The sequence below is a fragment of the Streptomyces sp. NPDC088915 genome, from assembly GCF_044749825.1.
Lineage (GTDB): Bacteria > Actinomycetota > Actinomycetes > Streptomycetales > Streptomycetaceae > Streptomyces.
This window is the reverse complement of sequence record NZ_JBIVIR010000004.1, coordinates 200,674-218,920: the sequence shown is the minus strand read 5'-3', so window position 1 is coordinate 218,920 and position 18,247 is coordinate 200,674. Positions and strand designations below refer to the sequence as shown.

Here is an 18,247-nt window from a genome sequence, read left to right as displayed (position 1 = left end):
CCACCGACGCACCACCAGGGAAAGGCACTCGCGAACGATGTTTGACGTCGAGTCGGACCGGACGACCGCCGCCGGACTGCCCCTCACGGGCGGACAGTCCGGAATCTGGCTGGCCCAGCAGATCGAGCCGGACGGCTCGGCCTACCACATCGCGTTCGTCCTGAGACTCCACGGAGACATCGACACCGACCGCCTCGCGGCCGCCGTCCGGCGGGCCGTGGAGGAGGCGGAGAGCCTGCACGTCCGGATCACCGACGCCGGCGCCGACGGCGCCCCGCGCCAGGTGCCCGTCCGCTTCCCCGTCGACGTGGCCCGCGTCGACCTGCGCACCGAGGCCGACCCCGAGGAAGCCGCCCACCGCTGGATGGAGGCCGACCGCGACCGCCCCGCCGACCCGGCCGGCGGCCCGCCGTTCGCCCACGCCCTCCTCCGGCTCGCCGACGACCGGGTCTGGTGGTACCAGCGCTACCACCACCTCCTCGTCGACGGCGCGGGCGCCGCCCTGATCACCCGCCGCGCCGCCGACCTCCACACCCTCGGCGACGCCGCCCCGGCCCCCGACTGGTCCCTGGCCCGGCTCGTCGCGGCCGACACCGCGTACACCGCCTCCGAGCAGTACGCCGCGGACCGCGCCCACTGGCGGGAGCGGATGGCCGACCGGCCCGAACCGGTCCGCCTCGTCCCGCGCGCCACCGCCCCCATGCGCCGCCGCGTCCACGACACCGTCCTCCTCGACCCCGCGACCGTCGCCGCGCTGCGCGCCCGCGCGGCCGACGCGGGCGTCCCGCTCTCCCGCCTCCTGCTCACCGCCGTCGCCGTCCACCTGCACCGCGCCACCGGCGAACGGGACCTCGTCCTCGGCCTGCCCGTCACCGCCCGCCGGGACCCCGCGACCCGCGACGTCCCCGGCATGGTGTCCAACCTCCTGCCGCTGCGCCTCGCCGTCCGCCCCGACACCACCGCCGCCCGGCTCCTGGACGCCGTCGCCACCGGCGTCTCCGAACTCCTCGCCCACAGCCGCTACCGCGCCGAGGACCTCGCCAGGGACCTCGGCCTGACCGACGGCGTACGCGAACTCGTCGGCCCCACCGTCAACGTCCTGCCCCGGCCCGACGTCCGCCTCGACGGGGCCGAGGCCGAGTTCGTCCCGCACTGGCTCGGCCCGGTCGGCGACCTCGCCCTCACCTTCGGGGACTCCGGCGGCAGCCGCCTGCGGATCCACCTCGACGCCGACGCCGACGTCTGCGACGAGCGGGCCCTCGCCGAGCACCGGCGGCGCTTCCTCGCCGTCCTGGAGGCCCTCGCCGAGGACCCCGACCGGCCCGTCGGACACATCGAGCTGACCTCCCCGGAGGAACGCGCCCTGCTGCTCGAAGAGTTCGGCACGGCACCCCGGCCCGCGCCCGAGGCGACCTGGCCCGCCGCCTTCGCCGAGCGGGTCCGCCTCGCCCCCGACGCCGTCGCCCTCGTCTGCGAGGACGAGGAGCTGACGTACGCCGAACTCGACGCCGCCGCGAACCGCCTCGCCCGGCTCCTCGCCGCCCGGGGCGCGGGCCCCGAGGACGTCGTCGCCGTCGCCCTGCCCCGCTCCCCGGACCTGGTGGTCGCCCTCCTCGCCGTCATGAAGGCCGGCGCCGCCTACCTCCCGCTCGACGCCGACCACCCCCGGGACCGCATCGCCTACATGCTGGACGACGCCGGCGCCCGCACGGTCGTCACCACCCGCGAGCTGTCCGACGCCCTGCCCGACGCGCCCGGCGTCGCCCGCGTCCTGCTCGACGACCCGGCCACGGCCGCCGCACGCGACGCCCTCGACCCCACGGACCCCGCCGTCCCCGTGCCGCTCGACGGGGCCGCGTACGTCATCTACACCTCGGGCTCCACCGGCCGCCCCAAGGGCGTCGTGGTCTCCCACGACGGCGTCGGCAGCCTGATCGCCACCGCCACCGACCGCATCGGCGTCACCGCCGACAGCCGGATCGTGCAGTTCGCCTCCGCCGGCTTCGACGTCACCGTCTGGGACCTCGTCATGTCGCTGTGCGTCGGCGGCCGGGTGATCCTCGTCCCCACCGAGCGCCGCGTCGCCGGACCGGCCCTCACGGACTACATCGCCCGCCACCGCGCCACCCACATGATCCTGCCGCCCTCCCTCGTCTCCGCGCTGCCGCCCGAGTGCGACCTGCCCGACGGCTCCGTCCTCGTCGTCGGCACGGAGGCCGTCCCCGGCGAACTCGTCGCCCGCTGGGCCGGACGCGTCCGCGTCGTCGTCGCCTACGGCCTCACCGAGGCCACCGTCAACTCCACGCTCTGGCCCGCCGACGCCGACCGCCCCGGGCCCGCCCCCATCGGCCGCCCCGACCCCAACACCCGCGCCTACGTCCTCGACTCGGCCCTGCGGCCCGTCCCGGTCGGCGCCGAGGGCGAGCTGTACGTCGGCGGGCGCGGCCTCGCCCGCGGCTACCTGGGCCGCCCGGGGCTCACCGCGGAGCGCTTCGTCGCCGACCCGTACGCCGACGGGCCCGGCGCCCGCATGTACCGCACCGGCGACCGGGTCCGCTGGAGCGCCGACGGCAACCTGGAGTTCCTCGGCCGCGCCGACGGCCAGATCAAGATCCGCGGCCACCGCGTCGAACCCGGCGAGGTCGAGAGCGCCTTCATGGCCTGCCCCGGCATCGCCCAGGCCGCCGTCCTCGTCCGCGACGACCACCGCGGCGTCAAGCGCCTCGTCGGCTACCTCGTGGCCGCGGCCGGCACGGACGCCGAGGAGGCCGACGCCGCCGTCGCCGGGGCCCGCGCCCGGATCGCCGGGACCCTCCCGGCCCCCATGGTCCCCTCCGCCCTCGTCCGGCTCGACGGACCCCTGCCGCTCACCCCGAACGGCAAGCTCGACCGCCGCGCCCTGCCCGAGCCCCGGTGGACCGCCCTGGCCGGCGACGACGCGCCCACCACCCCCGCCGAGACCGCGCTCGCCGCGCTCTTCGCCGAAGTCCTCGGCCTGCCGTCGGTCGGCGTCCACGACAGCTTCTTCGAACTGGGCGGCGACAGCATCGTCGCCATCCGGCTCGTCAACCGCGCCCGCGCCACCGGCCTCGCGCTCACCCCGCGCGACGTCTTCCGGCTCCGCACGGTCGCCGCCCTCGCCGCGCACGCCGCCCCGGTCGCCGAAGGGCCCGCGCCGCTCCCGGCCGCCGCCCTCGACGAGGACGCCCTGCCCGTCTCACCGCTCCAGGAGGGCTTCTTCTTCCACGCGGTGTACGACGAGGACGCCGACGACCTGTACGTGGTCCAGGAACTCCTCGACCTCGCGGAGCCCGTGGACCCGGACCGGCTGCGCGACGCCCTCCAACTCCTCCTCGACCGCCACCCGCTGCTGCGCGCCTCCTTCCGGCAGCTGCCCGGCGGCGAGGTCGTCCAGCGGCTCGCGGACCGCACCGCCCTCCCGTGGCACGAGGCGGACACGACCCGCACCGCCCTGGACGAGATCCTGCGGGAGGACCGGGACCGGGGCTTCGACCTCGCCGCACCGCCGCTGCTGCGCGCCACCCTGATCCGCGACGGGCACCGCCACCGGCTCCTGCTCACCCTGCACCACGTCGTCGCCGACGGCTGGTCCGTCACCGTCCTGCTGCGCGAACTGACCGCCGCGTACGCGGGGGAGACCCTGCCCCTGCCCGCCGACCCGCGCCCCTACCTGGCCTGGCTTGCCGCGCGCGACCGCGACGCCGCCCGGGACGCCTGGCGCGAGGCGCTGGCCGGCCTGGAGGAACCGACCCGGCTGCCCCTCCTCGCCGGGACCCCCGCCGGGGACGGCGCGCCGACCCCGCGCACCCGCACCGAGCGCGTCGACGTGCGCCTGCCCGAGGCCCTCACCGCCGAGCTGACCGCCCGCGCCCGCCGCGAGGGCCTCACCCCCAGCACCGTCCTCAACGGCGCCTGGGCCCTGCTCCTCGGCGGTCTGACCGGCAGCCGGGACGTCGTCTTCGGCACCACCGTCTCCGGCCGCACCACCGAGGTCGAGGACCTGGACGCGGCCGTGGGCCTCTTCGTCAACACCGTCCCCGTCCGCGTCCGCCTGCGCGCCGGCGAACCCCTCGCCGAGCTGCTCCGGCGCGTCCAGGACGAGCACGCGGCGCTCCTCGACCACCAGCACCTCGGCCTCGCCGACATCCAGCGGCTCGCGGGCGGCGGCGAACTCTTCGACACCCTCGTGGTGTTCGAGAACCACCCGGCCGGACCGCCCGCCGCCACCCCCCTGGTCACCGGCACCGAGGTGCTCGACGCCGTCCACTACCCGCTCGCGCTCGTCGCCGAGCCCCGCGACGGACACCTGTCGCTCCGCTTCACCCACGACCCGGACCGCGTCGACCGGCTGACCGTCGCCGTCCTCGCGCACCGCTTCGAGGCGCTGCTGCGCACCTTCGTCACCGACCCCGGCCGCCCGACCGCCCGGATCGGCCTCCTCTCCGACCGGGAGGCGGAGCGGATCGCCGGGCTGAACGCCACCGACCGTCCGCTCCCCGACCCGGACGCCACCCTCGCCTCGCTCTTCGCCGCACAGGCCGCCCGGACCCCCGACGCGCCCGCCGTGGTGGACGAGGGCACCACCCTCACGTACGCGGAACTCGACCGGCGCGCCGAGGCCCTCGCCCGGCGGCTGCGGGCCCGGGGCGCGGGACCCGAGGAGTTCGTCGCCGTCGCGGTGCCCCGCTCGGCGGAGCTGATGGTCGCCCTCCTCGGCGTCCACAGGGCGGGCGCCGCCTACCTGCCCGTCGACCTCGACTACCCCGCCGACCGGGTCGCGTTCATGCTCGCCGACTCCGGCGCGCGCACGGTCGTCACCACCGCCGGAGCGGTCGGCCGGCTGCCCGGCGTCCCGGGCCTCGACGCCGTCCTCGTGGACCGCGAGGAAGAAGTCCCCGACGCGCCCCGCACGGAGGCGCCCCGCACGGAGGCGGGCCCCGACCACCCCGCGTACCTGATCTACACCTCCGGCTCCACCGGCCGCCCCAAGGGCGTCGCCGTCACCCACCGGGCGATCGTCAACCGCCTCGCCTGGATGCAGGGCGAGTACGGGCTCACCGCCGACGACCGGGTCCTCCAGAAGACCCCGGCGAGCTTCGACGTGTCCGTGTGGGAGTTCTTCTGGGCCCCGACCACGGGCGCCACCGTCGTCCTCGCCCGCCCCGACGGCCACCGCGACCCCGGCTACCTGGCCGAACTGATCCGCGCCGAGCGGATCACCACCCTGCACTTCGTCCCCTCGATGCTGGCCGCCTTCGTCCAGGCCCTGGCGGCCGCCCCCGGCGGCCCCGACTGGGCGGCGCCCCTGCGCAGGGTGTTCTGCAGCGGCGAGGCGCTCACCGGGCCCGACGCCCGGCGCTGGGCGGAGCTCACCTCCCGGCCCGGCCGGGGGCCCGTACCGCTGCACAACCTGTACGGGCCCACCGAGGCCGCCGTCGACGTCACCCACTTCCCGTACGAGGGCGGCGACGGGCCCGCCGTCCCCATCGGCCGGCCCGTCTGGAACACGCGCCTGCACGTGCTCGACCCCTTCCTGCGGCCCGTCCCGGACGGCGTGCCCGGCGAGCTGTACCTCGCCGGGGTCCAGCTGGCGCGCGGCTACCACGGCCGGCACGGCCTGACCGCCGAGCGGTTCGTCGCCGACCCCTTCGGGGCGCCCGGCACCCGCATGTACCGCACCGGCGACCTCGTGCGCCGCCGGGCCGACGGCGCCGTCGAGTACCTCGGCCGCACCGACCGGCAGGTCAAGATCCGCGGCAACCGCGTCGAACCCGGCGAGATCGAGACCGCCCTCGCGAACCTCCCCGGTGTGGCCCGCGCCGCCGTGGTCGTCCGCGACGGCGCCCTCGTCGGCTACGCGGTCCCGGCCCCCGGCGCGCCCGCGCCGGACGCCGGAGCCCTGCGCGACGCGCTCGCCGGTGCCCTGCCCGCCCCGCTGGTGCCCAGCGCCGTCGTCGTCCTCGACGCGCTGCCCCTGACGCCCAGCGGCAAGCTCGACCAGAACGCCCTGCCCTCGCCGTCCACCGCCCCCCGGGCGGGCGGACGCGCGCCCCGCGACGCCCGCGAGCGCGCCCTGTGCGAGGTCTTCACCGCCGTCCTCGGCATCCAGGACATCGGCGCCGACGACGACTTCTTCGTGCTCGGCGGCGACAGCCTCACCTCGATCGCCGTCGCGACCGGGGCCCGTGAGAGGGGACTGACGATCAGCCCGCGCGACGTGTTCCAGCACCGCACGCCCGCCGCGCTCGCGGCGGCGCCACCGGCCGAGCCCGAGCCCGCACCCCGGGAAGGCACCGAGCCCCGGGAAGACACCGAGCCCCCCGCCGTCACGGTCTCCGCCACCGACGCCGGACAGGCCGCCGCCGCGCTCCGGGCCGTCCTCGCGCAGCAGAAGCAGGTCGACCCCGCCCTCCAGGCCCTCCTCGACCGGCTCACCGCCACCGCGGGCACCTCCCAGGAACCCCCGGCCCCGGCCCCGGCCGCCCCGCTCGGCGGCCCGGACCTGACCGAGGAGGAGACCGCCCGCGTCGCCGAGACCGCCGGACTGCCCGTCACCGACGTCTGGCCGCTCTCCCCGCTCCAGGAGGGCATGTACTTCCACGCCACCTACGACGCCGGGGACGCCCTCGACGTCTACCTGTCGCAGGAGACCCTGGACCTCGACCACCGCCTCGACGCCGACCGGCTGCGCGCCGCCTGCCGGGCGCTCCTGGACCGCAACGAGGGCCTGCGCGCCGGATTCACCAGCGACGGCCTGCCCCGGCCCGTCCAGTTCGTCGTCGACGGCGCCGAGATCCCGCTGACCGAGACCGACCTGTCCGCGCTCCCCGCCGACGAGGGCCACGCGCGCGTGGAGGAACTCCTCGCGGCCGACCGCCGGCAGCGCTTCGACCTGTCGGCCCCGCCGCTGTGCCGCCTGCGCCTGATCCGCCTGCCCGGAGGACGCGACCGGCTCGTCGTCACCCACCACCTCATCCTGTGGGACGGCTGGTCCGCCTGGCTGTTCCTGGAGGAGCTGTTCACGCTGTACGAGAACGGCGGCGACCCCACCGGGCTGCCCGCCCCCGGCTCGTACCGCGACTACCTCGCCTGGCTGGCCGGTCAGGACACCGCCGAGGCCGTCGACGCCTGGCGCGGCGCCCTCGCCGGCTTCGACGAACCGACCCTGGTCGCCCCGACCGGCCGCGACGCGGGCCCGGTCATCCCGGCCGACTTCGACGCCGTCCTCACGGAGGAGGCGAGCGACCGGCTGCGCGCCGCCGCCCGCCGCCACGGCCTCACCCCCAACACGGTCCTCAACGCCGCCTGGGGCCTGGTCCTCTCCGCCGTCACCGGCCGCCCCGACGTCGCCTTCGGCACGGCGGTCGCCGGCCGCCCCGCCGACCTGCCGAACGCCGCCGGCATCATCGGCATGTTCCTCAACACCGTCCCGGCCCGCACCGCCTTCGCCCCCGACGAGCCGCTGCTCGACCTGCTGCGCCGCCTCCAGACCGAGCGCGCCGCCGTCATGCCGTACGAGTACGTCGGCCTCGGCACCCTCCAGCGGGAGACCGGCCACCGCCGCCTCTTCGACACCCTCTTCGTGCTCCGCTCCGCCGACGGCGAGGACCGGGCCGCCGCGCTCCGGCGGCGGCACGGCATCACCGGCGTCTCCAACGTCGACGGCACCCACTTCCCGCTGACCCTGATCGTCACCCCCGGGGCCCGGCTGCGGGTCACCCTGGCGGCCCGCCCCGACCTGTTCGACGCCGAGGCCGCCACCACGGTCCTCGACCGGTTCACGGCCGTCCTGGAACGGCTCGCGGACCTCCTCGCCGGACCGGACGCCGCCACCGTCCGCACCGCCGCCGTCGACCTGCTGCTCCCGGCCGAGCGCGCCGCCCTGGCGGCCGGGGCCGCCGCCGGGCGCGAGCCCGTGCCGGACGAGACCGTCGCCGACCTGCTCGCGGCCCAGGTCGCCCGCACCCCCGACGACACCGCCCTGGTCTTCGGCGAGCGCTCCCTCACGTACGCCGAACTCGACGCGCGCGTCAACCGGATCGCCCGGCTGCTGCTCGCCCGGGGCGCGGAACCCGAGAAGGTCGTGGCGCTCGCGCTGCCCCGCTCCCTCGACATGGTCGCCGCCCTCTTCGCCGTCCTGCGCACCGGCGCCGCCTACCTGCCGCTCGACCTCGACCACCCGGCCGACCGGCTGCGCCTCATGGTCGAGGACACCGGCCCGCTCTGCCTGGTCTCCACCACGGCCGTCGCCGCCGCCCTGGGCGCGGACGCGCCCGGACTCCTCCTGGACGACCCGGCCGTGGCCGCCGAACTCGACGCCCTGGACGGCGGCCCGCTCGCGGACGCCGAACGGCCCGCGTTCGCCCACGACGTCCCGGACCGTCTGGAACACCCGGCGTACGTCATCTACACCTCCGGCTCCACCGGCCGCCCCAAGGGCGTCGTCACCCCCTACCGGGGCCTGACGAACATGCAGCTCAACCACCGGGAAGAGATCTTCGCCCCGGCCGTCGCCTCGGCCGGCGGACGGCGCCTGCGCATCGCGCACACCGTCTCCTTCGCCTTCGACATGTCCTGGGAGGAGCTGCTCTGGCTCGTCGAGGGCCACGAGGTCCACGTCTGCGACGAGGAGCTGCGCCGCGACGCCGAGGCCCTGGTCGCCTACTGCGACCGGCACCGGATCGACGTCGTCAACGTGACCCCCACCTACGCCCAGCTCCTCGTCGAGGAGGGCCTGCTCGACGAGGACCACGACGGGGACCGCGACGAGGCGGCCGGGAAGCACCGGCACCGGCCCGCCCTGGTCCTGCTCGGCGGCGAGGCCGTCTCCGACACCGTGTGGAACCGGCTGCGGGACACCGAGGGCTGCTACGGCTACAACCTGTACGGGCCGACCGAGTACACCATCAACACCCTCGGCGGCTCGACGGCCGACAGCGCGACCCCCACGGTCGGCCGGCCCATCCGCAACACCCGCGCCCACGTCCTCGACCCCATGCTGCGCCCGGTCCCGCCGGGCTGCCCCGGCGAGCTGTACATCGCGGGCACCGGCCTGGCCCGCGGCTACCACGACCGCCCCGGCCTCACCGCCGAACGCTTCGTCGCGGACCCCTTCGGGCGGCCCGGCGAGCGCATGTACCGCACCGGCGACCTCGTGCGGCAGCGGCCCGACGGACTCCTCGACTTCCTCGGCCGCACCGACGACCAGGTCAAGATCCGCGGCTACCGCGTCGAACTCGGCGAGATCGCCACGGCCCTGTCCTCCCACCCCGGCGTCGCCCACGCGGCGGTCGTCGTGAACACCGACACCGGCACGAAGCGCCTGGTCGGCTACTACGTACCGGAGGAGGACGCCCTCGAGCCGCAGGCCCTCCGCGCCCACCTCAAGGCCGCCCTGCCCGACTACATGGTCCCGGCCGCGCTCGTCGCCGTGGACACCCTGCCGCTGACCGTCAACGGCAAGCTCGACGTCCGCGCCCTGCCCGCCCCCGACCTCGCCCGGGCCGGAGGAACCGGCCGCGCCCCGCGCACCCCGCGCGAGGAGACCCTCCGGGACCTCTTCGCCGAGGCCCTCGGACTGCCCGCGGAGGCCGTCGGCATCGACGACGACTTCTTCGACCTCGGCGGCCACTCGCTCCTCGCCACCCGCCTCGTCAGCCGCGCCCGCACGGCGCTCGCCGCCGAACTCGCCATCCGCGACCTGTTCGAGGCCCCCACGGTCGCCGAGCTGATCGAGCGCGTCGACCGTGCCACGGGTCCCGCCCGGCCCGCCCTCACCGCGGGCGAGCGCCCCGACGAGCTGCCGCTCTCCCACGCCCAGCAGCGCCTCTGGGTCGTCCAGCAGATCGAGTGCACCTCCGCCGCCTACAACTTCCCCCTCGTCCTGCGGCTGCGCGGCCCCCTCGACGCCGACGCCTGGGAGGCCGCCCTGGCCGACGTCACGGCCCGGCACGAGGCCCTGCGCACCGTCTTCGCGGAGCGCGACGGCCGGGTGTTCCAGCGGGTGCTGCCCGCCGTGGAGGCACGGCCCGCCGTCGAACGGCTCACCGCCACCGAGGACGAGCTGCCCGGCCTGGTCGACACGGCCGTCAACCGGCCCTTCGACCTCGCCGCCGAACTCCCGCTGCGCGCCGCGCTCGTGGAGCTCGGCCCCGAGGACCACGCGGCGGTCCTGCTGCTCCACCACATCACCACCGACGAGTGGTCGGACCGCCCCTTCCTCCGCGACCTCGCCGCCGCCTACGCGGCCCGGACCGCCGGCACGGCACCGGAGTGGGAGCCGCTGCCCGTCCAGTACGCCGACTACGCCCTGTGGCAGCAGCGCCTCCTCGGCGACCCCGCCGACCCGGACAGCCGGGCCGCCCGGCAACTGGAGCACTGGCGCACGGTCCTGGACGGCGCCCCCGAGGAGCTGGAGCTGCCCGCGGACCGGCCGCGCCCGGCCCGCCCCGCCTTCACCGGCGCCGCACTCGACGTCGCCTTCGACCCCGAGGTCCACGAGGGGCTGCGGCGGCTCGCCCGGACGACCGGCACCAGCATGTTCATGGTGGTGCACGCCGCCGTGGCCGCCCTCCTGCACCGCCTGGGCGCTGGCACGGACATCCCGCTCGGCGCGCCCATCGCGGGCCGCGGCGACGAGGCCCTCGACGACCTCGTGGGCTTCTTCGTCAACACCCTGGTGCTCCGCACCGACCTGAGCGGCGACCCGAGCTTCACCGAACTCCTCGCCCGCGTCAGGGAGACCGACCTCGCCGCGTTCTCCCACGCCGACGTGCCCTTCGAGGCCGTGGTGGAGAAGCTCAACCCCACCCGGTCCCTCTCCCGCAATCCCCTCTTCCAGGTGATGGTCGGCCACCACGCCCGCACCGGCGACGCCCTCGACCTGCCCGGCCTGAGCGCCGCGTACCTCCCCTTCCGCATCCGCTCGGCCAAGTTCGACCTGGTCTTCTCCTTCACCGAGCACACCCCGGCCGACGGCGGCCCCGGCTCGCTCGGCTGCCGCCTGGAGTTCGCCACGGAGCTCTTCGACCGGGAGACCGCCGAGCGGATCGGGGAACGCCTCCGCACCCTCGTCGCGGCCCTGGCCGCCGCACCCGACCGGCCCGTCTCCCGGGCCGAACTCCTCGACGACGCCGAACGGCACCTCGTCCTGGAGGAGTTCAACGCCACGGCCCGCGAAGTCGACGAGGAGACCTTCCCCGCCCTCTTCGCCCGCCGGCGCGCCGAGCGCCCCGACGCGGTCGCCGTCGTGGAGCGCTCCCGCTCCGTCACGTACGCCGAGCTCGACGCCCGCGCCGACCGCGTCGCCGCCCTCCTGGCCGCCCGGGGCGTCGGGGCCGAGAGCGTCGTCGGCGTGGCCGTGCCCCGCTCGGCCGACACGGTCGCCACGGTCCTCGCCGCCATGAAGCTGGGCGCCGCGTTCCTGCCGCTCGACCTGGTCCACCCGGCCGACCGCCTCGCGTACATGATCGAGGACTCCCGGGCGGCCCTGGTCGTCGGCACCGAACCGGTCGCGGGCAAGATCCCCGCCGTGCCGGGCGTCCCCGTGCTGCTGCTCGACGACCCGGAGACCGCCACCGCCCTGCGCGACCTGCCGGACGCCCCCCTCGGCAGCGGCCCCGCCGTCCTGGACACGGCCGCGTACGTCATCTACACCTCCGGCTCCACCGGCCGCCCCAAGGGCGTCGTCGTCCCCCACGAGGGGATCGCCAGCCTGGTCGCCACCGCCGTCGACCGGATGGGCCTGGAACGCGACAGCCGCGTCCTGCAGTTCGCCTCCGTCGGCTTCGACGTCTTCGTCTTCGAACTGGCCATGGCCCTCTGCCACGGCGGCCGGCTCGTCCTGATCACCGACGAGGCCCGGGTCGCCGGCCCCGCCCTCACCGACTTCCTCGCCGACCAGCGGATCACCCACATGATCCTGCCGCCGTCCCTCGTCTCCGCCCTGCCGCCCGGCTGCGCGCTCCCCGAGGGATCGACCGTCCTCGTCGGCACCGAGACCGTGCCGCCGGACCTCTTCGAGCGCTTCGGCACCACCGCCCACCTGATCTGCGCGTACGGGCTCACCGAGGCGACCGTCAACTCCACCCTGTGGCCCGCCCGCGAGCACCCGGGCCGCCCGTCCGGCCGGGTCCCCATCGGCCGGCCCGACCCCAACACCCGCTGCTACGTCCTCGACGAGCACCTCAGGCCGGTCCCGCCCGGCGTCGCGGGCGAGCTGTACGTCTCCGGACGCGGCCTCGCGCGCGGCTACCTCGGCAAGCCGGGGCTGACCTCGGAGCGGTTCGTGGCCGACCCGTACGGCCCGCCCGGCAGCCGCATGTACCGCACCGGCGACCGCGCCCGCTGGCGCGCCGACGGCAACGTCGACTTCCTCGGCCGCGTCGACACCCAGGTGAAGGTACGGGGCTTCCGCATCGAACTCGGCGAGATCGAGGCGGCCCTCACCTCCCACCCGTCGGTGGCCCAGGCCGCCGTGGTGCCCGACCGCGACGGCGACATCGTGCGCCTGGTCGGCTACGCCGTGCCGGAGGCGGGGGAGGGGGAGCCCGACCCGCAGGAACTGCGCGCCCACGTGGCCGGAGTCCTGCCGGAGTACATGGTCCCGGCGCTCGTCGTCCCGCTCGACGGCCCGCTGCCCCTCACCCCCAACGGCAAGCTCGACCGGAAGGCGCTGCCCGCGCCGGACTGGGCCGCCATGACCGGCGACACCCGCCCGGCGAACGCGACGCAGGAGAGGCTCGCCGCGCTCTTCCGCGAGGTCCTCCGCCTCGACCGGGTCGGCGTCCACGACAACTTCTTCGCGCTCGGCGGCCACTCCATGGCCTCGATGCGGCTCCTGGGCCGCATCCGCGCCGAGTTCGGCGTCGAGCTGAGCATCCGCGACGTCTTCGACGCCCTGACGGTCGACGGTCTGGAGGCCAAGCTGAAGGGGGCCGCCGCGGCCCGCCCGGCGCTCCTGCCCGCAGGCGAGCACGAGGGCCCCCGGCTCGCCGCGCCCGTCCAGCGCCTCCAGTGGGACGCGTACCGCCGCGCCCCCGCCTTCGACCACGCCCTGGTGCTCCGCTCGCCCGGCGGCCTGGACGCGGACGCCGTGGCGGCCGCGCTCGCCGACGTGGCGGCCCGCCACGAGCCGCTGCGCACGGCCTTCGCCGAACGCGACGGCGTCCTGCACCTCGTGGACGCCGCACCGCCCGCCCTCGTACGGGAGGAGAGCGCCGACCCGGAGGCCCGCCTGCGCGAACTGGCCGCGGGAGCGCCCGCACCGGACCGCGAGGCCCCGCTGCGGGCCCACCTCCTGACCGGCCCCGACGGACGCCAGGCGCTGCTCCTGACCCTGCACTACCTGGCCGTCGACGAATGGTCGGTCGTCCCCCTCTTCCGCGACCTGACCTCCGCCTACACGGCCCGTACGGAGGGCCGGGCGCCCGACTGGGAGCCGCTGCCCGTCGCGTACGGGGACTACGCCCGCTGGGCCCGCGAGGTCCTCGGCGACCCGGACGACCCGGAGAGCGGGGCGGCCCGCCAGCTCGCGTACTGGCGGCAGGTCCTGAAGGACGCGCCGGCCGCGCTGGCCCTCCCGGCCGACGCCCCGCACGCGTCCGCGCCCGGCGCGGGCCACGTCGGCTTCGTCCTGGACGAGAAGCTGCACGCGGCCGTCGACGAACTGGCCCGCACGACCGGCACCAGCATGTTCATGGTCCTGCACTCCGCCCTGGCCGCCCTGCTCACCGCCCACGGCGCGGGCACGGACCTGCCGCTCGGCACGATGGTCGCGGGCCGCGCGGACGACCGGCTCGCGGACCTGGTGGGCTGCTTCTTCAACACGCTCGTGCTGCGCACCGACACGGCCGGAGACCCCACCTTCGCCGAACTGCTCTCCCGGGTGCGGGAGACCACCCTGAGCGCCCTCGACCGCCAGGAGGTCCCCTTCGAGGAGGTGGCCCGGGCGGCCGGACTGCCCCCGGAGGGCCCGCAGGTCATGGTGATCCACCACGAGCAGGCGGACCTGGACCGCCTGGAGGGCGGCGTCGGCTCCCTCGACACCGTGCCGACCGGCTCCACGCGGGCCCGGCTGACCCTCGGCTTCTACGAGCCGCTCGGCGAGGGTCCGGTCCACTGCGGCCTCATCCATGCCACCGACCTGTTCGGCGCCGCCAAGGCACGGCGGCTCGCCGACGAACTCCAGGGGCTGCTGCGCGCCGCGGTCACCGACCCGGAACAGCCGCTCTCGGAGCTGTTCACCGCCCTGCCCACGGGGCGTGACGACGCATGACCACCGGCCCGTTCGAGGAACCGCAGGGGCGTTTCCCGGTCCCGGTCCACGAGGACGCCAGGGAGGCCCGCGTGGAGTACGGGGAGACCCGCTGGACCGACCTGCGCCCGGCGAGCCCGGCGTCCGGGCGGGGCTGAGGACCCGTCGCGGACAGAGGAAGGGCCCCCTCCCGCACGGGAGGGGGCCCTTCGCGTCCGTTCCGTCAGTCCCGTACGCCGGTCGGCTCGCGGCGGCTGTCGGACCAGGCCGACCACAGCTCGGCGTAGTGCCCGCCCGCCGCGACCAGTTCGTCGTGGGTGCCGGTCTCGACGACCCGGCCCCCGTCGAGGACGACGATCCGGTCCGCCGTGGCGGCCTGCGGCAGCCGGTGGGCCACCATCAGACCCGTACGTCCCTCCAGGGCGCGCAGCGCGGCGGCCTCCAGGACCCGGGCTCCGGCGCTGCCCGCGTCGGCGGTCGCCTCGTCGAGGAGGGCGACGGGCGCGTCCGTGAGGACGAGCCGGGCCAGGGCGAGGTGCTGGGCCTGGGTCACCGTGAGCCGGTGACCGCCCTCGCCCACGACCGTCGCGAGCCCCTCGGGGAGCGCGTCGGCCCACTCCAGGGCGCCGACGTGGTCCAGGGCCGCGCGCAGCTCCCCGTCCGTGGCCCCGGGCCGGGCCAGGCGCAGGTCCTCGGCGAGGGGACCGGAGAAGACGTGGACCTCCTGGCTGATCAGGGTGACGGCCCGCCGCACCCCGGCGGGGCCCAGCTCGCGGCTGTCCACGCCCCCCAGGGCGATCGTGCCGGACGCCGGCTCGTGGACGCCCGCGATCAGCTTGGCGAGCGTGGTCTTGCCCGCGCCGCTGGCGCCCACCAGGGCGACGCGCTCGCCGCACCGCACGTCGAGGTCGACCTCGTGGAGCACCGGGTGGCCGTCCACGTAGGCGTGGCCAAGCCCCGTCACCTTGACCGAGCCGTCCACGGGCACGGCGGGGCGCCCCTCGGGCTCCCGCTCGGCCGGCAGGCTCGACACGCCGACGAGCCGGGCGAGGCTCGCCCCGGCCGACTGGGCGTCGTCGATGAGGAAGAGCGCGGCGTTGATCGGGTTGAACAGGCCGTGGAAGTAGAGCGCCGCCGCCGTGGCCGTACCGATGCTCACCGACCCGGCGTCGACAAGGAGGAAGCCGGTGACGAGGATCGAGGCCATGCCGAGGAACTCGGCGGCGTTCAGGCGGGAGAAGAAGCCGGAGACCAGGCGCATGCCGCTCGCCGCGAGGTCGACGGCCGCCCCCGACCGCTTCTCCAGCAGGTCCGCGTGGCGGTCGGTCAGACGGAACGCCCGTACGGTGCGGACGCCCCCGACGCTGTCGAGGAGCTGGTGCTGGAGGGCGCCGGTCGCCACCCGGTGCTCGGCGTAGATCCTTGCGGCGCGCGGGATGTACCAGCGCACGGTCAGGACGTGCACCGGGACGGCGACGAGGACGGCGAGCAGGAAGCGCCAGTCGAGGACGGTCAGGCCCACCAAGGTCAGGATGATGGTGAGGAAGGCGTTCGCGAACTCGGGCAGCGCCTGCCGGACCGCCCGCGCGATCAGCGTGACGTCGCCCGTGACCCGGGCGGTCAGGTCGCCCGAACCGGCCTTCTCGACCCGTTCCAGCGGCAGTCGCAGCGCCCGCGCGATGAACCGCTCCCGCAGGTCCGCGAGGACCGTCTCGCCGAGCCGGGCCACCAGCGACTTGCCGACGGCGGTCGCCACGCCCCGGGCCACGGCCACCGCGAGGAGCAGCGCCATCGGCACGGTCAGCGCGGCCGTGCCGGCGCGGTCCACGACCAGGTCCACGATCCGGCCGAGCAGCGGGGCGGTCAGGAGTCCGACGCCGGTGCCGGCGACCAGGACGGTCAGCGAGGTCACGGCGAGCAGCCGGTGGCGGCGCAGCAGCCCGCGGACCACGGCGAGGGTCTGCGCGCCGGTCGCGGTGGGCAGGAGGGCCCGCTCGGGCACGCCGGTCGCGGGCGTACGTTCGGGCGTACCGGTCCCGGTGGGTGCGGACGCGCTGTCGGGCGTGCCGGATCCGCTCATCGTCCGTCCTTCGTCCTCGTCCTCGTCCTTCGCGCCGGGGCCCGGCGCGGTCGCGTCGGGGCCGGCCGTCATGCCAGCACCGCCGAGCGGTACGTCGCGTGGGAGGCGACGAGCTCCGGGTGGCTGCCCTCGGCGGTCACTCGCCCCCCGTCGAGCACCACCACGACGTCGGTCCCGGCGAGCAGGGCCGGGCTGGTGGTGACCAGGAGGGTGGTGCGGCCCCGGCGCAGCTCCCGCAGCCGGGCGGCGATGCGGGCCTCGGTGACCGTGTCGACGGCCGTGGTCGGGTCGTGGACGACCAGGACCGGCGGGTCGGCGGCCAGGGCGCGGGCGAGCGCGACCCGCTGGCGCTGGCCGCCGGAGAGCGAGCGGCCCCGCTCGGCGAGGACGGTGTGCACGCCGTCGGGCAGGGCCTCGGCGACGTCGTCCGCCGCGGCGGCGGCGAGCGCGGGACCGACGTCCGTCGCCCCGTCGCCCGCCCCGGCCCGTACGTTGGCGAGGAGGCTGTCCTCGAACAGGTCGGCGTCGTGGTGGGCGACCAGGACCGCCCGGCGGGCCTCGCCGGGGTCGAGGTCGGACAGCGGGACGCCGTCGAGCTCCACGCTCCCCCCGGCGGGCTCCTGTTCGCGGCCCAGACAGAGCAGCAGGTCGTTCGCGGCGGCCGGGTCCCGGGCGACCACGCCGACGACGCTGCCGGGCGCCACGTCGAGGTCGAGGCCGCGCAGCGCGCCGTGGGTCAGGCCCCGCAGCCGCAGCCGTCCGGCGACGGGGGAGGGGAGCGGGGTCGTCCCGGCGGCGACGGCCGGGGGCGAGGCGAGCACCTCGGCGATCCGGTCGGCCGAGGCGCGGGCCTGGGCGAACTCGCCGTTGACGTAGGTGAGGAGCTGGAAGGGGCCCAGGAGGTACTGGGCGAGGCCGACGGCCGCCACCAGGTCGCCCACGCTGATCGTGCCGCGCATCGCCAGATGGGCGCCGACCAGACCGATCACCGCGATGAAGACGCCGGTCAGGGCGAGGATGGCCCCGTCGTGCCAGGCCCGGCTGTTCGCCGCCCGCAGCGCCGAGGCCAGCGAGCTGCGGCTGGTCTCCCGGTACCGGGCCACCGCCGCGCCCTCGGCGCCGATGCCCTTCAGGACGCGCAGCCCCGCCACCAGGTCGGCGGCGACCCCCGACGCGTGGGCGGCGTGCTCCTGCTCGGCCTCGCTGCGCCGCTCCAGCGGGCGGCTGATGAGGTGGCCGATCCACAGCAGGGGCGGGACGCCGAGGAGGACGAGCAGCCCGAGCGGGACGGAGGTGCGGAGCAGGGCCACCGCACTGACGGCGAGTCCGGTGAGCGCGGACAGCGCGTACGGCAGGGCGGAGGCGACCGAGCCGACCCGGCGGGCGTCGCCGGTCGCGACGGCGGTCAGCGCGCCCGGGAGCCGGCCGGTGTCGGCGCCGCCCCTCGGGTCGAGCACCCGGGCGGCGAGGTCCTGCCGGATCCGGTGCGCGGCGCTCTCGCCCGCCCCCTCGGCGAACCGGGCGGAGATCCGGTAGCAGGTGGAGAGGACGAGGAAGAGCACGGCGAGGACGAGCAGCCGACGCAGCAGCGCCCCGGCGGACCCGGTCCCCACCGCCTCGTCGATGGTCAGGCCGATGACGACCGGCACGAGGGCCTCGCACGCCTGGTGGGCCATGGCGAGGAGCGACGCCCCACCGACCCGGCGGCGCTGGTCGCCGAGCGCTCTGCGGAGGACGTGGCCTCCCGTTGGTCCTCCAGCGGGCATGCGGAGCCTCCACGAAGCGAGGGATGGTTAGGTAAGGCTAGCTTAATGAGGGGGGCTGCCAAGGGGGTCGGCGAGACGTCGCAGGGTGCCGGGGGTGCGCGCGCTCCCGCCGGTCCGGAGGTCGCG

4 protein-coding genes are annotated in these 18,247 nt (G+C 76.5%); 2 read left to right on the top strand and 2 right to left on the bottom strand.

Translation table 11 applies throughout. From position 1 onward, the window contains the following. Positions 1-37 precede the first annotated feature (37 nt). Complete coding sequence (locus ACIP5O_RS09540) at positions 38-14,296, top strand: amino acid adenylation domain-containing protein (protein ID WP_401290623.1); 14,259 nt, start codon at positions 38-40, stop codon at positions 14,294-14,296. Further along, on the top strand, positions 14,293-14,433 hold the full coding sequence (locus ACIP5O_RS09535) for a hypothetical protein (protein WP_401290620.1): 141 nt from the start codon (positions 14,293-14,295) through the stop codon (positions 14,431-14,433). The genes ACIP5O_RS09540 and ACIP5O_RS09535 overlap by 4 nt, the downstream gene beginning before the upstream one ends. 65 nt (positions 14,434-14,498) lie before the next feature. Here the strand turns inward: ACIP5O_RS09535 and ACIP5O_RS09530 are convergent, their stop codons facing one another. Beyond that, entirely contained in the window at positions 14,499-16,355 is a 1,857-nt protein-coding gene (locus ACIP5O_RS09530; protein WP_401290981.1) for an ABC transporter ATP-binding protein, read from the bottom strand. Between the two features lie 68 nt (positions 16,356-16,423). After that, positions 16,424-18,121 (bottom strand): ABC transporter ATP-binding protein, encoded by a 1,698-nt coding sequence (locus tag ACIP5O_RS09525; RefSeq protein ID WP_401290618.1) that lies wholly within the window; start codon positions 18,119-18,121, stop codon positions 16,424-16,426. Positions 18,122-18,247 lie beyond the last annotated feature (126 nt).

Bases quoted from the DNA above. Each gene is read 5' to 3' on its own strand.
- ACIP5O_RS09540 (WP_401290623.1), top strand. From the start codon at position 38: ATGTTTGACGTCGAGTCGGACCGGACGACCGCCGCCGGACTGCCCCTC.
- ACIP5O_RS09535 (WP_401290620.1), top strand. From the start codon at position 14,293: ATGACCACCGGCCCGTTCGAGGAACCGCAGGGGCGTTTCCCGGTCCCG.
- ACIP5O_RS09530 (WP_401290981.1), bottom strand. From the start codon at position 16,355: ATGAGCGGATCCGGCACGCCCGACAGCGCGTCCGCACCCACCGGGACC.
- ACIP5O_RS09525 (WP_401290618.1), bottom strand. From the start codon at position 18,121: ATGCCCGCTGGAGGACCAACGGGAGGCCACGTCCTCCGCAGAGCGCTC.